This is a genomic window from Sphingomonas kyeonggiensis (assembly GCF_014196745.1).
GTDB lineage: Bacteria > Pseudomonadota > Alphaproteobacteria > Sphingomonadales > Sphingomonadaceae > Sphingomonas > Sphingomonas kyeonggiensis.
Window position 1 is genome coordinate 124,383 of sequence record NZ_JACIEH010000002.1, and the last position, 20,450, is coordinate 144,832.

20 protein-coding genes and 1 pseudogene are annotated in these 20,450 nt (G+C 68.2%); 8 read left to right on the forward strand and 13 right to left on the reverse strand.

The window, feature by feature from the left end; all coding sequences use genetic code 11:
• Together GGR46_RS25175 and GGR46_RS09620 are read right to left on the reverse strand one after the other, a co-directional pair.
• Positions 1–260, reverse strand: a pseudogene (locus GGR46_RS25175) (hypothetical protein); the annotation flags it as partial.
• Between the two features lie 351 nt (positions 261–611).
• Positions 612–1,073 carry a vgr related protein gene (locus GGR46_RS09620; RefSeq protein WP_183997129.1) on the reverse strand — a complete coding sequence of 154 codons (462 nt, stop codon included), beginning with the start codon at positions 1,071–1,073 and terminating at the stop codon, positions 612–614.
• A 69-nt stretch (positions 1,074–1,142) separates the two neighbouring features.
• Here GGR46_RS09620 and GGR46_RS09625 point away from each other — a divergent pair, with 69 nt between their 5' ends.
• The 3 genes from GGR46_RS09625 (at position 1,143) to GGR46_RS09635 (ending at position 3,921) form a co-directional block, all read left to right on the forward strand.
• A complete protein-coding gene (locus GGR46_RS09625) occupies positions 1,143–1,457 on the forward strand; it encodes a hypothetical protein (protein ID WP_183997131.1) in 315 nt (104 codons plus the stop codon).
• 123 nt (positions 1,458–1,580) lie between these two features.
• Positions 1,581–3,155, forward strand: coding sequence for an ABC-F family ATP-binding cassette domain-containing protein (locus GGR46_RS09630; protein WP_183997133.1), 1,575 nt, complete (start codon positions 1,581–1,583; stop codon positions 3,153–3,155).
• A gap of 88 nt (positions 3,156–3,243) precedes the next feature.
• On the forward strand, positions 3,244–3,921 hold the full coding sequence (locus GGR46_RS09635; RefSeq protein WP_221262693.1) for a CDP-alcohol phosphatidyltransferase family protein: 678 nt from the start codon (positions 3,244–3,246) through the stop codon (positions 3,919–3,921).
• A gap of 175 nt (positions 3,922–4,096) precedes the next feature.
• Here GGR46_RS09635 and GGR46_RS09640 read toward each other — a convergent pair whose 3' ends face one another.
• The 5 genes from GGR46_RS09640 to GGR46_RS09660 form a co-directional block, all read right to left on the reverse strand.
• The gene (locus tag GGR46_RS09640) at positions 4,097–4,633 is read right to left on the reverse strand and encodes a PH domain-containing protein (RefSeq protein WP_183997135.1); all 537 of its coding nucleotides are present in this window, start codon (positions 4,631–4,633) and stop codon (positions 4,097–4,099) included.
• A gap of 58 nt (positions 4,634–4,691) precedes the next feature.
• Positions 4,692–5,408, reverse strand: coding sequence for a TadE/TadG family type IV pilus assembly protein (locus GGR46_RS09645; protein ID WP_183997137.1), 717 nt, complete (start codon positions 5,406–5,408; stop codon positions 4,692–4,694).
• Positions 5,405–6,001 carry a TadE/TadG family type IV pilus assembly protein gene (locus tag GGR46_RS09650; RefSeq protein ID WP_246426027.1) on the reverse strand — a complete coding sequence of 199 codons (597 nt, stop codon included), beginning with the start codon at positions 5,999–6,001 and terminating at the stop codon, positions 5,405–5,407. Before GGR46_RS09650 ends, GGR46_RS09645 begins: the two co-directional genes overlap by 4 nt.
• Positions 6,001–7,734, reverse strand: coding sequence for a TadE/TadG family type IV pilus assembly protein (locus GGR46_RS09655; protein ID WP_183997141.1), 1,734 nt, complete (start codon positions 7,732–7,734; stop codon positions 6,001–6,003). Before GGR46_RS09655 ends, GGR46_RS09650 begins: the two co-directional genes overlap by 1 nt.
• Before the next feature lie 184 nt (positions 7,735–7,918).
• Complete coding sequence (locus tag GGR46_RS09660) at positions 7,919–8,359, reverse strand: copper chaperone PCu(A)C (protein ID WP_183997143.1); 441 nt, start codon at positions 8,357–8,359, stop codon at positions 7,919–7,921.
• 161 nt (positions 8,360–8,520) lie between these two features.
• On the opposite strand from GGR46_RS09660, the gene dnaK reads away from it, so the two are divergent.
• The 3 genes from dnaK to GGR46_RS09675 all read left to right on the forward strand — a co-directional run bounded on the left by dnaK (position 8,521) and on the right by GGR46_RS09675 (position 12,197).
• The gene (gene dnaK / locus GGR46_RS09665; RefSeq protein ID WP_183997145.1) at positions 8,521–10,431 is read left to right on the forward strand and encodes a molecular chaperone DnaK; all 1,911 of its coding nucleotides are present in this window, start codon (positions 8,521–8,523) and stop codon (positions 10,429–10,431) included.
• A 72-nt stretch (positions 10,432–10,503) separates the two neighbouring features.
• Entirely contained in the window at positions 10,504–11,628 is a 1,125-nt protein-coding gene (dnaJ, locus tag GGR46_RS09670; protein ID WP_183997147.1) for a molecular chaperone DnaJ, read from the forward strand.
• A 182-nt stretch (positions 11,629–11,810) separates the two neighbouring features.
• Positions 11,811–12,197: a glycine zipper 2TM domain-containing protein gene (locus tag GGR46_RS09675; protein ID WP_183997149.1), complete on the forward strand. Its 387-nt coding sequence runs from the start codon at positions 11,811–11,813 to the stop codon at positions 12,195–12,197.
• Between the two features lie 59 nt (positions 12,198–12,256).
• Here GGR46_RS09675 and GGR46_RS09680 read toward each other — a convergent pair whose 3' ends face one another.
• Positions 12,257–12,646, reverse strand: coding sequence for a hypothetical protein (locus GGR46_RS09680; RefSeq protein ID WP_183997151.1), 390 nt, complete (start codon positions 12,644–12,646; stop codon positions 12,257–12,259).
• 124 nt (positions 12,647–12,770) lie between these two features.
• On the opposite strand from GGR46_RS09680, the gene GGR46_RS09685 reads away from it, so the two are divergent.
• On the forward strand, positions 12,771–13,553 hold the full coding sequence (locus GGR46_RS09685) for a helix-turn-helix domain-containing protein (RefSeq protein ID WP_343058101.1): 783 nt from the start codon (positions 12,771–12,773) through the stop codon (positions 13,551–13,553).
• Positions 13,554–13,572: 19 nt separating this feature from the next.
• On the opposite strand, the gene GGR46_RS09690 is transcribed toward GGR46_RS09685, so the two are convergent.
• On the reverse strand, positions 13,573–14,148 hold the full coding sequence (locus GGR46_RS09690) for an NADPH-dependent FMN reductase (protein ID WP_221262694.1): 576 nt from the start codon (positions 14,146–14,148) through the stop codon (positions 13,573–13,575).
• 128 nt (positions 14,149–14,276) lie between these two features.
• Here GGR46_RS09690 and GGR46_RS09695 point away from each other — a divergent pair, with 128 nt between their 5' ends.
• Entirely contained in the window at positions 14,277–14,603 is a 327-nt protein-coding gene (locus tag GGR46_RS09695; RefSeq protein WP_183997155.1) for a winged helix-turn-helix transcriptional regulator, read from the forward strand.
• A 149-nt stretch (positions 14,604–14,752) separates the two neighbouring features.
• On the opposite strand, the gene GGR46_RS09700 is transcribed toward GGR46_RS09695, so the two are convergent.
• From GGR46_RS09700 to purB, 4 genes are all read right to left on the reverse strand, one after another.
• The gene (locus tag GGR46_RS09700; protein WP_183997157.1) at positions 14,753–15,559 is read right to left on the reverse strand and encodes a hypothetical protein; all 807 of its coding nucleotides are present in this window, start codon (positions 15,557–15,559) and stop codon (positions 14,753–14,755) included.
• A gap of 174 nt (positions 15,560–15,733) precedes the next feature.
• Entirely contained in the window at positions 15,734–18,286 is a 2,553-nt protein-coding gene (locus GGR46_RS09705) for an HWE histidine kinase domain-containing protein (RefSeq protein WP_183997159.1), read from the reverse strand.
• Positions 18,270–18,914, reverse strand: a complete 645-nt coding sequence (locus GGR46_RS09710) for a biliverdin-producing heme oxygenase (RefSeq protein WP_183997161.1) — start codon at positions 18,912–18,914, stop codon at positions 18,270–18,272. Before GGR46_RS09710 ends, GGR46_RS09705 begins: the two co-directional genes overlap by 17 nt.
• Positions 18,911–20,221: an adenylosuccinate lyase gene (gene purB, locus GGR46_RS09715; protein ID WP_183997163.1), complete on the reverse strand. Its 1,311-nt coding sequence runs from the start codon at positions 20,219–20,221 to the stop codon at positions 18,911–18,913. The genes GGR46_RS09710 and purB overlap by 4 nt, the downstream gene beginning before the upstream one ends.
• Positions 20,222–20,450: the final 229 nt, after the last annotated feature.

The window sequence follows — 20,450 nt, forward strand, 5'->3', positions numbered from 1 at the left end:
GCCACGGCCCGTGCGGCCGGAAGGCGGCTGGAGCCGGCCGGGCTCGCCGGGTTCGGGCGATGCGTCCGCGCCGCCACGGCCCGTGCGGCCGGAAGGCGGCTGGAGCCGGCCGGGCTCGCCGGGTTCGGGCGATGCGTCCGCGCCGCCACGGCCCGTGCGGCCGGAAGGTGGCTGGAATCGTCCGAGCGCGCCGGATTCGGGCGCGGCTCCGGCGCCGCGGCCGGTGCGCCCCGAAGGCGGCTGGCAGCGGCCTTCGCCACCGGCGGGTGGTGCGGCGCCCGCACCGTCACGGCCTTCGCGTCCCGAAGGCGGATGGAGCCGGCCCAACCCGCCTGCCGCCAGCCCCGCGCCGTCGCGGCCGAACTACAGCCCGCCGCCGCAGCGCCCGAGCCCGCCGCCCCGGCCCAGCTACACGCCGCCCGCCGCCCCCAAGTCCAGAGTCTCGGCCGACACACCGGAGTAGGAGGGCGTGCGGCGCTCCCGGTTCCCCGGCGAAGGCCGGGGCCCGGGCGCGACGCGGTATCGACGGCGCTGGAGACTATCGGCCGGCATTGCAGCTGGGCCCCGGCCTTCGCCGGGGAGCAGTTAGGTCAACCGGCCCATCCTGATTGTCAGGCGGAGCGGAAGGGCAGCAGCGCCTCATAGGTGGCGAGCGGGGCGGCGCCGGGCAGCTCTGCCCCGCTTCGCAGCAGGAAGGCGTGGCGGACGATCTCGGCCTGCTGCTCGATCCCGTAGCGCGCGAACGGCCGATCGGGCTCGAGCGCATAGCCATAGCGGCAGAAGGGGTGGCGCTGGAGCGGCAGGAAGATGCCCGACTGATGCTGCCAGACATGGACCAGCTCGTGCACGAACAGCCCCTGCAGCGCGAGCGGGGCGGTGGCGAAATCGTCGCGGTACAGGCCCGAGGCCGGGTTGAAGTGGATCGTGCCGAGCGGGGCCATGGTGGTGTTCTTCGGCTGGAAGAACGCCCATTTGCGATTGGCGACCGCGGCGCGGGCGGGATCCAGCGCATCGCCGAACACCGTGCGGGCGAGCTCGGCTTCGCCTTGGGTGAGGGGGCGGGAGGCGGTCATGCGAGAGAAATGGCCATCGCGGCGGCATTTGTCACTGGCGAGTCGCGAGTCCCCGGATAGACTTGGAGCATGCGCTGGCTTCTTCCGATCGCCCTGCTCGCCGCTCCCGCCGCGAGCGTTGCCGCCGTTCCGCATCGCTATGCGGTGATCCTGGCAGTGACGGTGGATGCCGAGGGCAGGCTGGTCGAGGTCAAGCTCTCCAAGGTGATCGATGCGGAGAGCGGGAGCACCGATGCGGTGGACGTGCCGGTGCCGCCGCAATGGATGGACGCGGCGCGTGCCTGGCTCGCCAAGCGCGACCAGCCGCACGAGGCCAAGACCTATTTCACCTATGCCTTTTACGATCCCGCCCGCCCGAGCGAGGTGCTGACCGGCAAGCAGTGACGCTTGCCATTCCTGCCCCGCGCCGTCAGATAGCGGGTTCCAGCATTCCCAGGGAGTTAGCCGTCATGCGCCAGGAAAAGACCGTCGTTCGCCCGATCGTCTCGTTCTGCCCGCAGGTGCCTCATGTCCTTCGTAACCCTGGATTCGCTTTCCGCCGCCACGCCTGAGGGCCGGCCGCTTTTTCATGATCTGACGCTGGCACTGGGGCGGGAACGCACCGGGCTGGTCGGGCGCAACGGCTCGGGCAAGTCGACCCTGTTGCGGATCGTCGCGGGCGAAGTGCCGCCGGCGGGCGGGAGCCTTGCGCGCTCCGGCTCGGTCGGCGTGCTGCGCCAGGCATGGCCGGGCGCGTGGCGGGTCGACGAAGTGCTCGGCGTGCGCGCAGGCCTCGAGCGGCTGGCGCGGGTGCTGGCGGGCGAGGGCGACGCGGAGGACCTGGCCGAGGCCGACTGGACGCTGGAGGAGCGGGTGGTCGCGGCGCTGGCCGAGGCCGGGCTGGCGGGCATGGCGCTCGACCGGCTGGTGGCGACCTTGTCGGGCGGCGAGCGGACGCGGGTGGGGATCGCCCGGCTGCGGATCGATGCGCCCGACCTGCTGCTGCTCGACGAGCCGACCAACAATCTCGATGCCGAGGGCCGCACCGCGGTGATGGCGCTGATCGACGGATGGCGCGGCGGGGTGCTGGTCGCGAGCCATGACCGGGCGCTGCTCGAGCATATGGACCGGATCGTCGAGCTGACCCCGCTGGGCGCGCGGGCGTTCGGCGGCGGCTGGTCGGGCTTTGCGGAAGCGCGCGAGGCCGAGCGGGGGCGGGCGACGGCCGAGGTCGAGCGGGCGGGCGATGCGCTGCGCGGCGCCGAGGCGGGGGCGCAGCGGGCGCAGGAGCGCCAGGCCCGGCGCGACCGGGCGGGGCGCGCCTATGCGGCGAGCGGATCGGCGCCGAAGATCCTGCTCGGGCGACAGAAGGAGCGGGCGGAGAATTCCGCCGGGCGCGGGGCGGGCGTGGGCGAGCGGCTGGTTGGCGATGCCGAGGCGCGGTTGGCGGCGGCGCGCGAGGCGGTGGAGGTGATCACGCCGCTCACCATCGCGCTGCCGCCGACCGGGCTGCCCGCCAATCGCCGGCTGCTCGCGTTCGAGGATGCGGCGCTGGTGCGCGGGGATCGTGTGTTCGGGCCGTGGCGGTTCGAGATCGTCGGGCCCGAACGGGTGGCGGTGACCGGACCCAATGGCGCGGGCAAGACCAGCCTGTTGCGGCTGGCGGCGGGCGAACTGGTTCCGACAAGCGGCGCGGTGCGGCGGGTCGAGGGGCGGGTGGCGATGCTCGACCAGCATGTCGGGCTGCTCGATGCGGACGCGACGGTGCTGGACAATTTCCGGCGGCTGCACGCCGGCGCCACCGAGCGCGAGGCCCATGCCGCCTGCGCGCGCTTCGCCTTCCGCAACCGGGATGCGCTGAAGCGCGTCGCGGATCTCAGCGGCGGGGAGCGGCTGCGCGCGGGGCTGGCCTGTGTGCTGGGCGGCGAGGACGTGCCGCAATTGCTGCTGCTCGACGAGCCGACCAACCATCTCGACATGGAGTCGATCGAAGTGCTGGAGGCGGCGCTGGTCGGCTATGACGGGGCGCTGCTGGTGGTGAGCCACGATCGGGCGTTCCTGGAGGCGATCGGGGTGGTGCGGGAGGTGGCTGTGGGGCGCTAGGCAACGGCCTGTCCCGCATTCGAGGCGTGTGACGATTCTGTTACGACTATTCGATTGCCGGGGCACCCGACATGCCCCATAGCGCCCCATGACGACTCCCCCCGGCGATGCCGCCGCCCTCACGCGGATTCAGGCAAACTGGCTGGCGCGGCACGAACGCCGCCTGCTGATCTGGCTCTGCTCGAAAATGCCTGCCTCGGTGACGCCCGACCGGCTCACCGCGCTCGGGATGGTCGGTGCCTTTCTGGTCTTTGTCGGCTATGTCGCGAGCAACCTCTCCTCCTTCTGGCTGCTGCTGACCCTGGCCGGCTATGCGGTGCAGTGGTTCGGGGATTCGATGGACGGCAGCTTGGCGCGGTTCCGCAAGATCGAGCGGCCTTCCTATGGCTATTTCATCGACCATAGCTGCGACGGGCTGGCGAACCTGATGATCGTCGCCGGGATCGGCCTGTCGCCCTTCGTGACGATGGACGTCGCGATGGTCGCGCTGGCGGGCTATCTGCTGATGTCGGTGCACGCCTTCCTCTCGGCGCGCGTCACCGGCGAGCTGCGGCTTTCCTATGTCGCCGCCGGGCCGACCGAGCTGCGCCTGATGCTGATCGGGATGACGGTGGCGATGCTGATCGTAGGCCCCGGGCGCGACCATATCGGCCCGGTACCGGCGTTCGACACCTTTGTGGGCGCGATCGCGGCGATCCTGATCACGCTGTTCGTGGTGCAGACCGCGATCATCGGACGACGGCTGGCGGTGCTGGAGAAGCGGTGAGGGGTATCCCTCTCCCGCAAGCGGGAGAGGGAGGGAGCCGCGAAGCGGCGGAAGGGTGAGGGCGTGTGCGTGCCGCGAGTGGTGCGTTCGCCTCTCTCACTGACCCTCACCCTGGCTCGCGTTGCGAGCCGTCCCTCTCCCGCAAGCGGTAGAGGGATCAGGGCGGGAGAGGGGATTAGGCCAGCGGCGGCTCGCCGAGATCCTCGTGGACCATGTCGATCTCGCGGACACCGCGATTGCGCCGTGCGGTGTTGACCAGCTCGCGCAGCTTCTCGCGGCGGACACGGGCCTGGGCGACGTCGCGGATCACCAGCGGCGCCTCGCGCGTCGTCTCGTCCGACGAGGCGATGCTGATCGTGCCGATATCGGCCAGCTGGTTGACGATCGAGAAGTCGATGCGGACGTCCTTGACCCGGTAGAGCTCGATCTCGTCGATCGACTTCTGGAGGATGCCCTTGTGCAGGATCAGCCGGTCTTCGGTGACCTCGTACGCGATGCCGAGATTCTCGAACCATTTGAGGATCAGCACCACGATCGCGACGGCGAGCAGCAGCGGCGCCACCCAGGCGGCGCCGACCAGCGTGCCCTGCGCCAGAAAGTAGAAGGTGCCGGCCAGCCCGAGCAGGAACAGGAAGCAGGTGCCCCAGCCGGCGAGCGTGCCGATCAGCCAGCCGAGCGTGGAGGAACGGAAACGGTCCAGGACTTGCGGCATTCGGGCACTCCCCACGGCAATGTCGGGAGAGGATAGCGCGGATCGCCGCTGCGGCAACTCACGTCGTATATTTGTCGCAGGTCGAGCGGGTCGCGGCGGGGGACGGGTTGTAGAGCTGGGCGAAGTCGCGCCGGTCGCGGACGATGAACGAGGCGACATAGTGGAGCCGGCTCGGGCTCATGAAGGTGGAGCCGAACAGCGGCTGATAGCTGTAGTTCACTTCGACGAAGATCAGCGCCGAGCCGCTGGGCGCAGTGACGACCGCACCGGGATCGCCCATGCCCGCGACGGTGGTGCCGGCATTGGCCTTGGTCGCGTCCGTCCCGGCCGAGACGCCGGTGGTGCCGTAGCTCGAATCATAGCCGGTGCCGCTCTGCATCCCGAAGCAGCGCTGCCAGTGGATCCGCATCACCGGGGCGGTGTCATAGCTCTGCTGGACATATTCCAGGCTGGACAGGATCACCCGGCCATTGGTGCCGATGTTGATCGCGCTGCCTTGCAGGCGGGTGGCCTGGAGCGCGTTGTTGATGTCGATCTCGCGCAGCTGGACGACCGAGCTGGAGCTGCTCATCAGGCCGAGGCGCGAGCCGTTGTCGGCCAGGTTCGAGGCGAGCTGGCTGACGCGCAGATTGGCGATGGCGAGGTTCGCGGTCTCGACGCCGTAGCAGCCGAGCACGAGCACGACCGGCAGCGCGAGCGCGAATTCGAGCATCGCGACGCCCGAAGTGGCGGGGGCGAGGCGGCGGAGCAGCGCGGGGACGGGCAGGCGGATCATGTGCAGATCGTCTTGGGCGAAGGGATGTTCTGGGTGGCGTAGGGCTGGTTCATCAGCGTGGTGGTGGAACTGAGCGTCGCAGTGCCCGACCAGCCGAGCAGCTTCACCACCGGGAACAGCCGGCCATAGGTGATCGAGGCGGTGTAGACGGTGACGTCGTTGGCGCCGCCCTGGCCGGAGCGGCCGGAATCGGCATCCCATTGCTTGTTGTCGTTGACGTCGGTGTAGCATTCGCCGGCGTCGCGCTTGCCGTTGCCGTTCGTATCGACGAACGGCTCGGGGGCGATCGCGCTGAACGTCGTGTAGCTCTTCCGGGTCGGATAACCGTCGGCGAAGACCGCGCTGGGGGCCGCCGACTGGATCTGCGAGAGCACGCGCGCGTCGATCGTGGCGGGCGTGGCGCCCTGGATGCCACTGTCGCGCCCCGCCTTCTGCACCGCGCCGGTGACCACCGACTGGACATAGGCCTGGTAGCCGAGCTCGCACATGCCCATCAGCAGCACGAGCATCACCGGCGTCACCAGCGCGAACTCGACGGCCGTGGCGCCGCGACCATCGCGGGCGAGGCGCCGAAGCAAGGCGCGTGCGCGCATCATTTCGACACGCGCAGCATCGCCACCTGCTTGGCGATCGAGGCGAAGGCGGTGGACAGGCCGGTGCCCGAGGTGGTGGCGAGCGCCTGGCTGGGGGTGGTGGCGCAGGCCTTCATCTCGTCCGTCGCCGAACTGTCGATCGCGACGGTCCACACCTGGATGTTGCGGGCCTTGGCGGCCGCGCACGCGGCGAGGAAGCGGGCGTTGTGATAGGCCTTCAGATTGCTGGTGTCGCCGCCGCTGACCAGGCGATCATAATATTCATTGGCGTACATGCCGTAGACGTTGAGGCTCGGCGACATGTCGCCATCGGTGAGGAACACGATCACGCGGTTCGGCTCCGGGCGGTTCGGCCAGGCCTTGGTATCGTTCTTGAACAGGCCCGACGGCGAGAGCAGGCGGGTGCCCCAGATCATGCCGGTATCGTGATAGGTGCCGCCGAGCGGGCGGAAATCGGTGGCGTTGACGTAGTTCGAAACCTGCGTCTTGGTCATTTCGGCGAGGCGCGACACCGGCTTGCCGCACGAGACATAGCCCAGCTGCATGTAGGAGGCGCTGCCGATATTGGGGTGGCTCGACGTGTCGCCGGTCGCGGTCACGGTGTTGCGGCTGCCATAGTTCCAGCGGGCGTAGAAGACCTCCGGCCACATCGGCCGCCACTGGGTGTCGATGTTCGAACTGGGCACCAGATCGGGATCGAGATCGGCCGGCAGCGCCGCCTGGTTGAAGTTCATTGTGCCGGCGGTGGTGGTCCGCTCCTCGATGCAGCCGGCCCAGCGATTGACCGTGCCGTCGACCTTGCTGGGGTCGGTTACCGAATTGCCGGCGACATAGTTGCGGACGTCGAGGTTGCGGGTGGAATAGTAGAAGTTGGGCTTGCCGTTGCTGTAGGTGCCCGTCGCCTCGCGCGATTCATAGTTCCACTGGGTGTTCGCGCTGCCCGAGCCGCCGACGATATAGGCGGGCGACAGGTCCATGATCGCCTTCCCGGCATTCACCGTCGACGTGTAGGTGACGAAGCCATAGCGGATATGGGTGGTCGGGTCCGCCGACGAAGCCATCGTGTCGTAGAAGCTGAGCACCGCCGTGCGCAGCGCCGCGATACGCGAGCCGCCGCTGTTCTCCGGCACGTAATAGGCCGTGCTGCCGGGATAGCCGGCGACGCTGAGATTGCCGCTGGCGGTGCCGTCGGCCGGGCGGGAATAGGATTTGGCGGTGTTCGCGCCGACATAGCTGTTGCAGGTGGAGTCGCTGTCCTGCGGCAGGCAGGCCATCGAGCCGGTGGTGTCGAGCACGAACATCACATCGGTGTCGGCGACGTCGAACCGGGCTTCGCAGGTGACGGTGATCGTCTGGCTGGGCATGCCGAACATCGCCATGATCGTCATCGGCACGACCGACTGGGCGGTGCCGGCGACCTGGGCGTCCACGGTCTTGGTCGCGGTGAAGGTGGCGCTGGCGGTCCTGAACCAGCCGGTGTTGAAGTTGTTCTTGAAGAATTCCTGGGCGCGAGTCGAGGCGGTCGAATCGAGCGTGGTGTTGCTGGTCGAGGTGTCGGTCATGAACTTGCGGCCGGCGAGCACGCCCGCGTCGCACGCCTGCTGGAGCCGGGTCTTCACGACATAGAGGCGGGCGGTATCGATCGCGACGCCGCAAAAGCCCGCGAGCGGAATCAGCATCGCCGCCATGATCGCCAGGGTGTTGCCCCGACGGTCCCGCGCGAGGCGGGTCATGAACCGCGATGTTTCCTGATACTGTTTCACGCGCGACCACTCCGGACCCGCAACCCGACGCGGGTTACCCAGTCTTCCGGGCTTCGCACCATATTGGGGAAGAAATGGTTGCCAGAGAGTTACGGCGAACTACGCATCCGTGTAACTACAGATGCTTACCTGTCCTGCCGTTCATAATCCGGGCTCAGTTGCCGGGTGCCGGATCGCCTGCTCCGACCACCTTCGCTTCCACCTGCAGCGTCTTGCCGCTGGCGAAGGAAAGGGTGAGCGGGACCTTCTGGCCGGGCTTCACCGCCGGGCCGATCGAGTGCAGCATCACATGGCGGCCGCCAGGGGCGAACTCGAGCTTGCCGCCGGCGGGGACGGCGACGTCCTTCAGCGGCGCCATCGCCATCATGCCGTGATCGCCCTTCATGCTCTCGTGCAGCTCGGCCTTCAAAGCGGCGCGCGAGGAGACGGCGAGCAGCGTGTCGGCGGTCGCGCCGCCCTGCACGGTGAAATAGGCGGCACCCGGCTGGCCGGCGACGGCGGGCAGGCGGACCCAGGCATTGCTCGCGGAAAGCTCACCCTTGGGCGCACAGGCGGAAAGTGCCGCCATCGTAACGATCGCTGAAAACCGCCGCATTCGCCATACTCCCATTTCGGGAATGCCCGTAGAAGGCCCTGCTTCTTGCGGCAAGCGCCAGCGCACCTATATCCGGCGGCGTGATCGGTTCTCCGCGCTGCCTCCTAGCAGGGGCGTTGGGGGCCAAGTGTTTGAATTTTACTGGGGGCCAACGAGGGACCATGGCTAAAGTTATCGGTATCGACCTGGGGACGACCAACAGCTGCGTTGCAGTGATGGAGGGCGGCAAGCCCAAGGTCATCGAGAATGTGGAAGGTGCGCGTACCACGCCTTCGATCGTCGCCTTCGCCAAGGACGGCGAGCGCCTGATCGGCCAGCCGGCGAAGCGCCAGGCGGTGACCAATCCGGACAACACGGTTTTCGCGGTGAAGCGCCTGATCGGCCGCCGCTTCGACGACCCCGTCACCAAGAAGGACACCGAGCTGGTGCCCTACACCATCGTGCGCGGCTCCAATGGAGACGCCTGGGTGCAGGCGGGTGGCGAGGATTACTCGCCGTCGCAGATCTCGGCCTTCATCCTGCAGAAGATGAAGGAAACCGCCGAGGCCTATCTCGGCGAGAACGTCTCGCAGGCGGTCATCACGGTTCCGGCCTACTTCAACGACGCGCAGCGCCAGGCGACCAAGGACGCCGGCAAGATCGCGGGTCTCGAAGTGCTGCGCATCATCAACGAGCCGACGGCAGCTGCGCTCGCCTATGGTCTCGAGAAGAACGACGGCAAGACGATCGCGGTCTATGACCTTGGCGGCGGCACGTTCGACATCTCGGTGCTCGAGATCGGCGACGGCGTGTTCGAAGTGAAGGCGACGAACGGCGACACCTTCCTGGGCGGCGAGGACTTCGACGCCAAGCTGGTGCAGTTCCTGGCCGACGACTTCAAGAAGGCCGAGGGCATCGACCTGACCAAGGACAAGCTGGCGCTCCAGCGTCTGAAGGAAGCGGCCGAGAAGGCGAAGATCGAGCTTTCGAGCGCGCAGACCACCGAAGTGAACCTGCCCTTCATCACTGCCGACGCCAATGGGCCGAAGCACCTGGTGAAGACGATCAACCGCGCCGAGCTGGAGCGCCTCGTCGAGGACCTGATCCAGCGCACGCTCGAGCCGTGCCGCAAGGCGCTGGCCGACGCCGGCGTCAAGGGCTCGGCGATCGACGAAGTGGTGCTGGTCGGCGGCATGACCCGCATGCCGAAGGTCCGCCAGATCGTGAAGGAGTTCTTCGGCAAGGAGCCGCACACCGGCGTGAACCCGGACGAAGTCGTCGCCATCGGTGCGGCGATCCAGGCCGGCGTGCTGCAGGGCGACGTCAAGGACGTGCTGCTGCTCGACGTGACGCCGCTGTCGCTGGGCATCGAGACGCTGGGTGGCGTGTTCACCCGCATGATCGACCGCAACACCACGATCCCGACCAAGAAGAGCCAGGTCTATTCGACTGCCGATGACAATCAGCAGGCGGTGACGATCCGCGTCTTCCAGGGCGAGCGCGAAATGGCGGCGGACAACAAGATGCTCGGCCAGTTCGACCTGGTCGGTATCCCGCCGGCGCCGCGCGGCGTGCCGCAGATCGAAGTGACCTTCGACATCGACGCCAACGGCTTGGTCAACGTGTCGGCCAAGGACAAGGGCACCGGCAAGGAGCAGCAGATCCGCATCCAGGCCTCGGGCGGTCTTTCGGACAGCGACATCGAGCAGATGGTCCGCGACGCCGAGAGCTTCGCCGAAGAGGACAAGAAGCGCCGTGCCGCGGCCGAGGCGAAGAACAACGCCGAGAGCCTGGTCCACACGACCGAGCGCCAGCTCCAGGAGAATGGTGACAAGGTCGACGCTTCGCTGAAGGCGGAGATCGAGGCCGCGGTCGCCGAGACCAAGACTGCGATCGACGGCGGCGACGCCGACGACATGCAGGCCAAGAGCCAGAACCTCGCCCAGGTGGCGATGAAGCTCGGCCAGGCGATCTACGAGAAGCAGCAGGCGTCCGAGGCTTCGCCTCAGGCCGGTGCCGCTGCCGGGAACGAGGCGGGCGGCGAGGAAGTCGTCGATGCCGAGTTCTCCGAGGTGGACGACAACAAGGCGTAACTACATGTCTTTCCCCGGCATTCCTGACAGCGTGTTTGGAATGCCGGGTGAAGGCGGGGGCCAGTGCTTTAAATGACCACCGAAGTCGATTTCTACGAGCTGCTCGAAGTCGAGCGCACCGCGGACGAGGCCACCCTCAAGTCCGCCTATCGCAAGCTCGCGATCAAATATCACCCCGACAAGAATGCCGGGTGCAAGGACCATGAGGCCAAGTTCAAGGCGATCAACGAAGCCTATGACTGCCTGAAGGATCCCCAGAAGCGCGCGGCCTATGATCGCTTCGGCCATGCCGCCTTCAAGAACGGCATGGGCGGCGGTGGCGGCCACGGCGCGCAGCCCGATTTCGGCGCGTTCAGCGACATCTTCGAAAGCGTGTTCGGCGAGTTCATGGGCGGTGGACGTGGCGGCCAGCGTCAGCAGCGCCGCGGCGCCGACTTGCGCTACGACATGGAGATCACGCTCGAGGACGCGTTCGACGGCACCACGACCGAGATCACCGTCGACGTCTCCGGCCACTGCGACAGCTGCGAGGGCACCGGCGCCAAGCCGGGCACCAAGGTGAGCCAGTGCAAATATTGCGGCGGGCACGGCAAGGTGCGTGCACAGCAGGGCTTCTTCGTGGTCGAGCGGGCCTGCCAGCATTGCAACGGCGCCGGCGAGACGATCGACGAGCCGTGCCGCGACTGCCGTGGCGAGGGCCGGACCGACAAGACCAAGACGCTCAAGATCAACGTGCCGCCCGGCGTGGACGAAGGCACGCGGATCCGCCTGCAGGGCGAGGGCGAGGCGGGTGCGCGCGGCGCGCCGGCGGGCGACCTCTACATCTTCCTGCACGTCAAGAAGCACGCGATCTTCGAGCGCGAGGGGACGAACCTGTTCGCCCATGCGCCGATCAGCTTCACCACCGCGGCACTGGGCGGCGAGATCGTCCTGCCCGGCCTCGACGGCGAGAAGCACGTCGTGAAGATCGCCGCCGGCACGCAGAGCGGCCGCGAGGTGCGCCAGCGCGGCGCCGGCATGCCGGTGCTGCAGGGCCGCGGGCGTGGCGACCTGGTCGTCGAGCTGGTCGTCGAGATGCCGACCAAGCTCACCGCGAAGCAGCGCGAGCTGCTCGAGGAATTCCGTTCGACCGAGACGGGCGACGAATGCCCCCAGGCGACCGGCTTTTTCGCCAAGCTCAAGGCGGCGCTGGGCTGAGGCCCGGGCCAGCCGTTGAAGGATGGAGCGCCCTCCTCGCCACGTGCGGGGAGGGCGTTTCTCGTTCACCCTCGTTACGTGAACGTCAGCTGCAAACCCAGTTCAGCATCGCCTCAGTGCGACTCGCATAGAAAAGCCTCATCCCCGGTGCCGAGGCACCGGCCAGAAGAGGAGTTGAGAACATGAAGAAGATGCTTCTGGGCCTTGCGGCCATGGCCGTTGCCCTTCCCGCCCTGCCTTCGACTGCGAGCGCGCAGGATTATTATGGCGGATATCGCGATCATGGCCGCTATGCCCGCGACTATCGCGACCGCGGCTACGACCGGGGCTATGAGGATCGCGGCTATTACAACGGCCCGAGCTGGCGTGGGCGCGACGGCCGCAACTATTGCCGCCGTTCGGACGGTACGACCGGGCTGCTGATCGGCGGCGTCGCCGGTGCCCTGGTGGGTCGCAGCATCGACCGTTACGGCGATCGCACCCCGGGCACGCTGCTCGGTGCCCTGGGCGGCGCGCTGCTCGGCCAGGCGATCGACAAGGACAATAGCGGCGGCCGTCGCTGCCGCTAAACCCTCGATATGAGGAGGCAAGGGGCCCGGTGGAAACGCCGGGCCCCTTTCTTTTGCGCTCAGGCGAAGGCGCGGCGGAACAGCGACAGGCCGTGGAATTCCAGCGCGGCGAGTCCCGCCACCGCCAGCGCCTGGACGACGATGAAGGCGGTGCCGAGCAGACCCGGCATGAGCAGCGCGATCACCGCGAAGCTCGCCGCGGTCCAGCCCAGGTTGAGCCAGGCAACGGCGCGCACCGGCCATTCGAGCCGATCGGTGTGGCGTGCGGCCCAGAGCATGAACCCGGCCGAGGGGAAGAGCAGCAGCCCGGCCTCGAACAGCAAGGCCGCCGGCAGGTCGAGCAGGCCGGCGAGCGGGCCGGCGGCAGCGACGAGCAGCGCGCCCATCGCCAGGCAGGTGACCGCATCCACGGTCAGCACGGTGCGGAGGAACTGGATCGGGTTGGTCATGATGCGTCTCCCTTGCTGGTTGATGCCCCAAGGCTGACGCGATCGGCGCGCCGGGTCGATTACGCGGGAGGTAATGGAAACCGGCGGGCGATCCGGGCAGGGTCGGGGCGAAGGAGATGTGCCCGTGCAGCCAGCCGTCCGCCCCTTGGGCGACCAGATCAGGGAATGGCGCCGGCGGCGTCGGCTGAGCCAGATGGACCTGGCGCTCGATGCCGAGATCTCGACCCGGCACCTGAGCTTCATCGAGACCGGGCGGACCCGGCCGAGCCGCGAGATGGTGCTGCGGCTGGCCGACCAGCTCGAGCTGCCGCTTCGGGAGCGCAACGCACTGCTGCTCGCGGCGGGGTTCGCGCCGCTCTATGCCGAGCGGGCGCTCGACGATCCGGCGCTGGCGGCGGCGCGGCGGGCGATCGACCTGGTGCTGAAGGGGCACGAGCCCTGGCCGGCGCTGGCGATCGACCGGCACTGGCATCTCGTCGCGGCCAATGCGGCGGTGGCGCCCCTGCTCGCGGGCTGTGCGGCGCATCTGCTCGAGGGGCCGGTCAACGTGCTGCGGCTGAGCCTGCATCCCGACGGGCTGGCGCCGCGGATCCGCAACCTGGCCGAGTGGCGGGCGCATCTGCTCGACCGGCTGCGGCGCCAGGCGATGACGACGGGTGACGAGACGCTGGACGCGCTGGTCGCCGAGCTGGCGGCCTATCCCTTTCCCGACGGCGCCGGGCATGCCGAGGATTTCGGCGGCGTGGCGATCCCGCTCCGGCTGGCGACGCCGCTTGGCGAGCTCAGCTTCATCAGCACCACCACCGTGTTCGGCACCCCGCTCGACGTGACGCTCGACGAGCTGGCGATCGAGGCCTTCTATCCGGCCGACGCGATCACCGCCGAGCGGCTGCGGGCGCTGGGCTAGCGCCCGCAGCGACTTGGGTTCAGGCGGTACGGGCAGCCTTGAGCGCGTTGCCCCACCAGGCGATCTCGTCGAACAGGGTGGTGCGCGACGCGGCGAGATAGGGATAGTCGTCGAGCGTCTTGCCCTGCTGGAGGATGCCGAGGAACGGCTCCATCCCGATGTTCACCTCGGCCTTGATCGGCGCCATGTGCAGCTCGACCGCGACGCCGCGCAGCTGCTCGATCGCGCGGGCGCCGCCGACACCGCCATAGCCGATAAACGCCACCGGCTTGCGGCGCCATTCGAACGTGGCCGAATCGAGGGCGTTCTTCAGCACCGCGGTGGGGCCGTGATTGTACTCGGCGGCGGTGATGATGAAGCCGTCATACTTGCCGATCTTCTGGCGCCATTCCTCGGCGAGCGGATTGGAATAGACGCCCTGGGTCCAGGCCGGGGCGACCGGTTCCTCGAACAGGGGCAGGTTCTGGTCGCGCAGGTCGAGGATATCGAGCGCGAAGTCGGTGCGCTCGGCGGCGCCGGCGGCGATCCACTGGGCGGGGACGTCCGCGAAACGCTGCGGGCGCGTGCTGCCGATGATGAGTGCGAGGTTGAGCATGGAAATTTCGACCCTTTCCGGTTACGAATCGTAACAGGGGATCAAATGATGCGGTGGCCGCATCCTCACAAGGAGGCACATTTCTGGAACCCAGGCACACGCATGATAGCTGCATCCCGGTCCGCGCCATGCTCGCCAAGATCGGCGACAAGTGGAGCATCCTGACGATCATGATGCTGAGCGACGGGACCAAGCGGTTCAGCGAGCTGCAGCGCGGGATCGAGGGCATCTCGCAGCGGATGCTGACCCTCACCCTGCGCGGGCTGGAGCGCGACGGGCTGGTGACGCGCGAGGTGTTCCCGACGATCCCGCCGCGCGTGGAATACACACTGACGCCGCTGGGCGAATCGCTGCGCACGCCGGTGATGGCGCTCGGCCAATGGGTGACGGCGAACCTGCCCCAGCTGGAGGCGGCGCGGCGTCGGTTCGATGCGGCTGGGGAGGGGGAAGCATAAATCCTCCCCCCGCTTGCTGGGGAGGGGGGGCGCCGCCGAAGGCGGTGGTGGAGGGGCCGGCGCAACGCGCCGGTACCCGGCGCGCCCCTCCACCGTTCGCTGTGCGAATGGTCACCCGCCCCGAGACAAGCTCGGGGAGGAATTGAGTGTCACCGCCCGTCGTCACTCCAGTGGGGCGGGTCGCTGAGCAGCTTGATCAGCCCGTAGCTTGCGCCGAGCTTGTGGAGATCGGTGTTGGTCTCGCCCGAACGGGGCGCGCCGATCTCTCGGGCCTTGCCCTGCTTGTCCCTGAGCTTGAGCGTGCCCGACCAGCCGATCGTCATGTCGATCGCGCGGCCCTCGATATGGCGCGAGGTGAGCGAGGGCTCGTAGGCGATCTGGAACAGGTTCACCATCTGCTGGGCCGCTGCCTTCGACTTCGCCAGGTCGCCATGATCCCATTGGATCGCCAGCCCCGGCAGGGCGGGGACCTTGTTCGGGGCGACTGCGCCGTTCGCGACGCGCCAGCTGTAATGCATCAGGTGCGCGCGGGTGGCGTTGCGGCGGGTGGAGGAGATGGTGACGCTGGCGCCGGCATCCTTGAGCGCCTTGAGGAAGGCGGCGACATTGTCGCGGAACGGCTGGACCAGGTCGACGACCGCGGCGCTGTTGGGGTATTTCGCCTGATTCGCATTCCACCAGTCCGCGCCCGAAAGGGGCGGGCGGGCGCCCTGGCCGGCGGCGAGCGCGGTCCAGGTCCTGCCGCCGGGCGAGATCAGCCCGTCGGGACTGCCGGCACCGAGCACCTTCGCCTGATAGCCGGAGATCGCGGCGATGGTCAGCGTGCCGCATTCGCCGGTGGTGGGAAGCAATTTCTGGCCGGTATAGCCGAGCCAGTCGTTGAGCAGGTGCTGGACGACCAGCACGTCCGCCAGGTCGTTGACGCCGTTCTTCCCTACCGATGCGCCGATGGGCATGCGTAATTCTCCCTCACTTGATCCTCCCCCGGAGGGGGAGGGGGCCAGCGAAGCTGGTGGAGGGGTATTCTCCGCGAGCGATGAAGCCTGTGGCGCTACCCCTCCACCACCGCTCCGCGGCGGTCCCCCTCCCCCTCCGGGGGAGGATTTGAGCGAGTCGTATCCGGCGAAATCCTACTTTGCCAGCAGGTCCGCGACGGCGCGGGAGATGCTGGCGAGGGTATAGGGCTTCTGGGTGACCATCGCACTGGCATGCTCGGGCGGCAGCTTCAGCTGCTCGCCATAGCCGGTGGCGAAGAGGAAGGGCACGCCGGCGGCGGCAAGGGCGTCGGCGAGCGGCAGGCTGGTCTCGGCGCCGAGATTGACGTCGAGCACCGCGGCCTCGAACGCCTCGCGGCCGATCTCGTCGCGCGCCTGGGCGAGGCTGCCGGCGGTCACCACGCGGCGGGCGCCGAGCCGGGTGAGGATGTCCTCCGCGTCCATCGCGATGATCAGGCTGTCCTCGACCAGCAGCACCACGCCGGAGAGCAGCTTGGCCTCGACCGCGCCGGCTTCGGGCTCGGAAGGCGGGGCGGGGCGAGGCGCGCGGCTGGGATCGATTTCGATATGGCGGGCGGGTACGCAGAAATCGGCTTCGAGCCCGGTGAGCGGATAGCGGACCTCGGCAAGGCCGCCGAGATCATAGGGGATCGAGCGGGTGATGATCGTGGTGCCGAAGCCCTGTCGCTTCGGCGGCTGGACGGCGGGGCCGCCCTGCTCGCGCCATTCGATCTGGAGATCGCCTTCGCGATCGAGCGCCCAGCCGACCTGCACCGCGCCATTGTCGGAGAGCGCGCCGTATTTGGCGGAGTTGGTCATCAGCTCGTGCAGCACCAGCGCGAGCGTGGAGAAGGCCTGGGGATGGAGCAGCACTGGCGGCCCGTCGATCGCCACGCGATCGGCCTTGCCGCCGAGATAGGCCGCGGCCTCGGTCTCGATCAGGCGCGCGAGCGGGGCCGCCGACCAATTGTCCTGGGTGATCTGGTCGTGCGCGCGGGCGAGGCTCTCGATCCGGCCTTCGAGCAGGTGGATGGTCTCGCGCGCATCCGCTTCGGGATCGAGCGACTGGCGGACCAGCCCTCGGATGAGGCTGAGGATGTTGCGGACGCGGTGGTTGAGCTCGGCGATCAGCAGCTCCTGCCGCTCGGAGAAGCGGCGGCGCTCCTCCTGGGCATCGTCGCTGAGGCGGAGCACGACTTCGATCAGCGAGGCGCGCAGCATCTCGGCGACGCGCAGCTCGACATTCGAAAACAGCTCGGAGCGGCCACGGACTTCCTGGGACCAGAGCTCGAAGCTCTTCCGCGGGGTGAGGCGCGGGCCATTGGGGCCGAGCTGGGCGGGCTTGTGCGGATCGCCGGCCCATTTGACCGTGCGAATCTTTTCCTGGCGGAAGAGCAGGACGTAGTCGCGCGGGCGGCGCGAGATGGGGATCGCCAGCAGCCCCGCGGCGATGTCGTCATAGTCGGCGGCGGCGGGGAGGGTGTCGGCCAGGCGATCGGTCGCGAAGATCTTGCCGGCGGCCATGGCGTTTAGGCGGCGGGTGATCGTCGATATCGCGTCGGGCGGCGGCGTCATGCCCGAATAGCCGACCTTGCCGTCGATCCAGATCGCGATGCCGTCGCACGGCACGGTCTCGCGCAGCATCGTGCCGAGCCATTCGGGATTGTCGAGCAGGGTGGCGTCGCCGGCGACGGCGGCGAGAAGGCGGTCGCTCGAGAAGCGCGCGGCCATCTCGTACGCGGCCAGTTCCTTGCGCTCGCGGCTCTCCAGCTTGAGCGCGAACATCTGGCCGAACAGCTCGGCGATCGAACGGCGCTCGAAGCTGGGGCAGCGGGCGGAATAGTGGTGGCAGGCGAACAGGCCCCAGAGCTGGCCCTCGACGATGATCGAGATCGACAGCGAGGCGCCGACGCCCATGTTCTTCAGATATTCGATGTGAATCGGCGAGACCGAGCGCAGCACCGAGAGCGACAGGTCGATGGGCGCGCCGTTCTCGTCGAGCCGGGGGAGGACGGGCACCGGCTGGGCGTTGACGTCGGCGATGACGCGGAACGGCGTGCGGACATAGAGCTTGCGCGCCTGTTGCGGGATGTCGCTGGCGGGGTAGCGCAGGTCGAGGAAGCTGCCGATCCCGGCGCGGGCGGCCTCGGCCACGACCACGCCCGATCCGTCGCGATCGAAGCGATAGACCATGACGCGGTCGAAGCCGGTGAGCGCGCGGACCTGGCGCGCGCCCTCGCGGTAGAAGCTGGGCGCGTCGCTGGTCTCGTCGAGCCGGGCCATCATCGCGCGGATCGCCGAGCCGATGTCGGTCGAGGCCTCGTCGCGGCATTCCTCGCCTTCCAGAACGATCGTGTCGCCGATCATGTGGAGCGCGAAGTCGAAGCAGCGGCCGCTGGCGATCTTCAGCCCGAAGACGCGTTCGACCGCGTCATTACCGCGCAGCATTGCCAGGCGGTTGCGCAGCGTGTGGACGGCATGGTCGCCGAGCAGCGCCACCGCGGACGTGCCGAGCAGGTCGTCCGCGGACCTGTCGAGGAATTTCTCGGCATTGGCCGAGACGCGGCGGATCAGCCAGTCGACCGAGAGGGCGAGCAGGAAGCCGAAGGGCTGGACGGCGCCCAGCTCGTGAATCGGCTCGCGATCGCAATTGGTGAGATCGACCTCGAATTCAGTGTCCGTCGCCAATCCCGACCTTTCGCCAATTGTCCGCCGAACGCTCGAAAGCCGCGAAAGTGGCAAGCGCCGCGGCAAGGGCTTTGTCCAGCGCGATGGGGTCGCGCAGGAGCCTGTCGATAACCATCAGTAGTTGCTGCCACTTTTCGGCGCGCTGATCTGTATCAAGATAGGCGCGGGGAAATCCGGCGGGGAGACGACGCGAAAGGAATTTGCCGCCGAGGCGAGAGCCTTCGAGGACGTAGAGAGTGCCGGCGATCCGGGCTTCGCTCCAGGCGTCCCCCATTTCGTCATCCCGGCGAAAGCCGGGATCTCGTGCGGCTCCTTCCTCGCTCCCTTGCCTGAGATCCCGACTTTCGTCGGGATGACGGTTTGGGGCGGGGTAACGGTTTTGCGTGGTGTCGCGCAGGAAGGCCAGGTCTTCCCTCAGGAGCGCGCCGCGCTTGCGGCTCTCCCAATCCTCCACCACCCGTTCGCCCGGAAGCGCCGCTTCCAGCGGCCACACCACATCGGCATGGGCGGCGAGGAAGCGGGCATAGCTGTCCCGGTCGGTCAGGTCGAAATCGGCGAAGGCCGCGTCCACCCGGTCATGCGCCTCGGCCGTGCCGTCGCGCAGCGCCTGGTGGACGGGGTTCCTCAAGCGAAGACGCGCTCGAAGATCGTGTCGACCTGCTTGAAGTGATAGCCGAGGTCGAACTTGTCCTCGATCTCCTGCACGGAGAGCGCGGCGGTCACCTCGGGATCGGCCTTGAGCAGCTCGAGCAGCGACAGCTCGCCGTCCGATTCCCACACCTTCATGGCGTTGCGCTGGACCAGCCGGTAGCTGTCCTCGCGGCTGACGCCGGCCTGGGTGAGGGCAAGAAGCACGCGCTGGGAATGCACGAGACCGCCCATCCGATCCAAATTCTTCTGCATGCGCACGGGGTAGACGAGCAGCTTGTCCATCACGCCGGTGAGGCGGGCGAGGGCGAAGTCGAGCGTGATCGTCGCATCGGGGCCGATATAGCGCTCGACCGAGGAGTGCGAGATGTCGCGCTCGTGCCACAGCGCGACATTCTCCATCGCCGGGATGGTCGCGCTGCGGACCATGCGGGCGAGGCCGGTGAGGTTCTCGGTGAGCACCGGGTTGCGCTTGTGCGGCATTGCCGACGAGCCCTTCTGGCCCGGCGAGAAATATTCCTCGGCTTCCAGAACTTCGGTGCGCTGGAGGTGGCGGACCTCGACGGCGAGGCGCTCGATCGACGAGGCGATCACGCCGAGCGTGGCGAAGAACATCGCATGGCGGTCGCGCGGGATGACCTGGGTCGAGACCGGCTCGACCGAAAGGCCGAGCTTGGCGGCAACATGCGCTTCGACGCGCGGATCGATATTGGCGAAGGTGCCGACCGCGCCCGAGATCGCGCAGGTGGCGATGTCCGCACGCGCGGCGAGCAGGCGCTCCTTGTTGCGCTTGAACTCGGCATAGGCCTCGGCGAGCTTGAGGCCGAAAGTGACCGGCTCGGCGTGGATGCCGTGGCTGCGGCCGATCGTCGGGGTGAGCTTGTGCTCATAGGCGCGGCGCTTGAGCACTTCGAGCAGCTGGTCGAGATCGGCGAGCAGGATGTCCGACGCGCGGGCGAGCTGGACCGCGAGGCAGGTGTCGAGCACGTCCGAGCTGGTCATGCCCTGGTGCATGAAGCGGGCCTCGTCGCCGACCTGCTCGGCCACCCAGGTGAGGAAGGCGATGACGTCATGCTTGGTGACGGCCTCGATCGCGTCGATCGCGGCGACGTCGATCGCCGGGTTGGTCGCCCACCAGTCCCACAGCGCCTTGGCGGCGCTCTTCGGCACCACGCCGAGCTCGGCCAGCGCCTCGGTGGCGTGCGCCTCGATCTCGAAGCAGATGCGGAAGCGCGCTTCGGGCGACCAGAGGGCGGTCATCTCGGGGCGCGAATAACGGGGGACCATTGCAAGCCTTTCGCCGGGGGAGTCGGCGTGCCCCTAGCAAGCGGGGGGTGGGGGGGCAACCAAGGGGCGGCCGTTGCTGCCGGGCCACAGGGCAAATGGAATGCGATGAGACGGCACGGATCGGGGATGGGTTGAGGCTTGTTCCGGAAAACCGTGGAACATCAATGCACGATCATCGGTTGGTTGCCTGAATGTATTTGAAGATAATAACTCGGGCCTCAAGAAATAA

Bases quoted from the DNA above. Each gene is read 5' to 3' on its own strand.
- GGR46_RS09625 (WP_183997131.1), top strand. From the start codon at position 1,143: ATGCGCTGGCTTCTTCCGATCGCCCTGCTCGCCGCTCCCGCCGCGAGC.
- GGR46_RS09690 (WP_221262694.1), bottom strand. From the start codon at position 14,148: ATGCTCAACCTCGCACTCATCATCGGCAGCACGCGCCCGCAGCGTTTC.
- GGR46_RS09680 (WP_183997151.1), bottom strand. From the start codon at position 12,646: ATGACCAACCCGATCCAGTTCCTCCGCACCGTGCTGACCGTGGATGCG.
- GGR46_RS09695 (WP_183997155.1), top strand. From the start codon at position 14,277: ATGCTCGCCAAGATCGGCGACAAGTGGAGCATCCTGACGATCATGATG.
- purB (WP_183997163.1), bottom strand. From the start codon at position 20,221: ATGGTCCCCCGTTATTCGCGCCCCGAGATGACCGCCCTCTGGTCGCCC.
- dnaK (WP_183997145.1), top strand. From the start codon at position 8,521: ATGGCTAAAGTTATCGGTATCGACCTGGGGACGACCAACAGCTGCGTT.
- GGR46_RS09635 (WP_221262693.1), top strand. From the start codon at position 3,244: ATGACGACTCCCCCCGGCGATGCCGCCGCCCTCACGCGGATTCAGGCA.
- GGR46_RS09660 (WP_183997143.1), bottom strand. From the start codon at position 8,359: ATGCGGCGGTTTTCAGCGATCGTTACGATGGCGGCACTTTCCGCCTGT.
- GGR46_RS09645 (WP_183997137.1), bottom strand. From the start codon at position 5,408: ATGATCCGCCTGCCCGTCCCCGCGCTGCTCCGCCGCCTCGCCCCCGCC.
- dnaJ (WP_183997147.1), top strand. From the start codon at position 10,504: ATGACCACCGAAGTCGATTTCTACGAGCTGCTCGAAGTCGAGCGCACC.
- GGR46_RS09640 (WP_183997135.1), bottom strand. From the start codon at position 4,633: ATGCCGCAAGTCCTGGACCGTTTCCGTTCCTCCACGCTCGGCTGGCTG.
- GGR46_RS09620 (WP_183997129.1), bottom strand. From the start codon at position 1,073: ATGACCGCCTCCCGCCCCCTCACCCAAGGCGAAGCCGAGCTCGCCCGC.
- GGR46_RS09655 (WP_183997141.1), bottom strand. From the start codon at position 7,734: ATGACCCGCCTCGCGCGGGACCGTCGGGGCAACACCCTGGCGATCATG.
- GGR46_RS09650 (WP_246426027.1), bottom strand. From the start codon at position 6,001: ATGCGCGCACGCGCCTTGCTTCGGCGCCTCGCCCGCGATGGTCGCGGC.
- GGR46_RS09630 (WP_183997133.1), top strand. From the start codon at position 1,581: ATGTCCTTCGTAACCCTGGATTCGCTTTCCGCCGCCACGCCTGAGGGC.
- GGR46_RS09675 (WP_183997149.1), top strand. From the start codon at position 11,811: ATGAAGAAGATGCTTCTGGGCCTTGCGGCCATGGCCGTTGCCCTTCCC.
- GGR46_RS09700 (WP_183997157.1), bottom strand. From the start codon at position 15,559: ATGCCCATCGGCGCATCGGTAGGGAAGAACGGCGTCAACGACCTGGCG.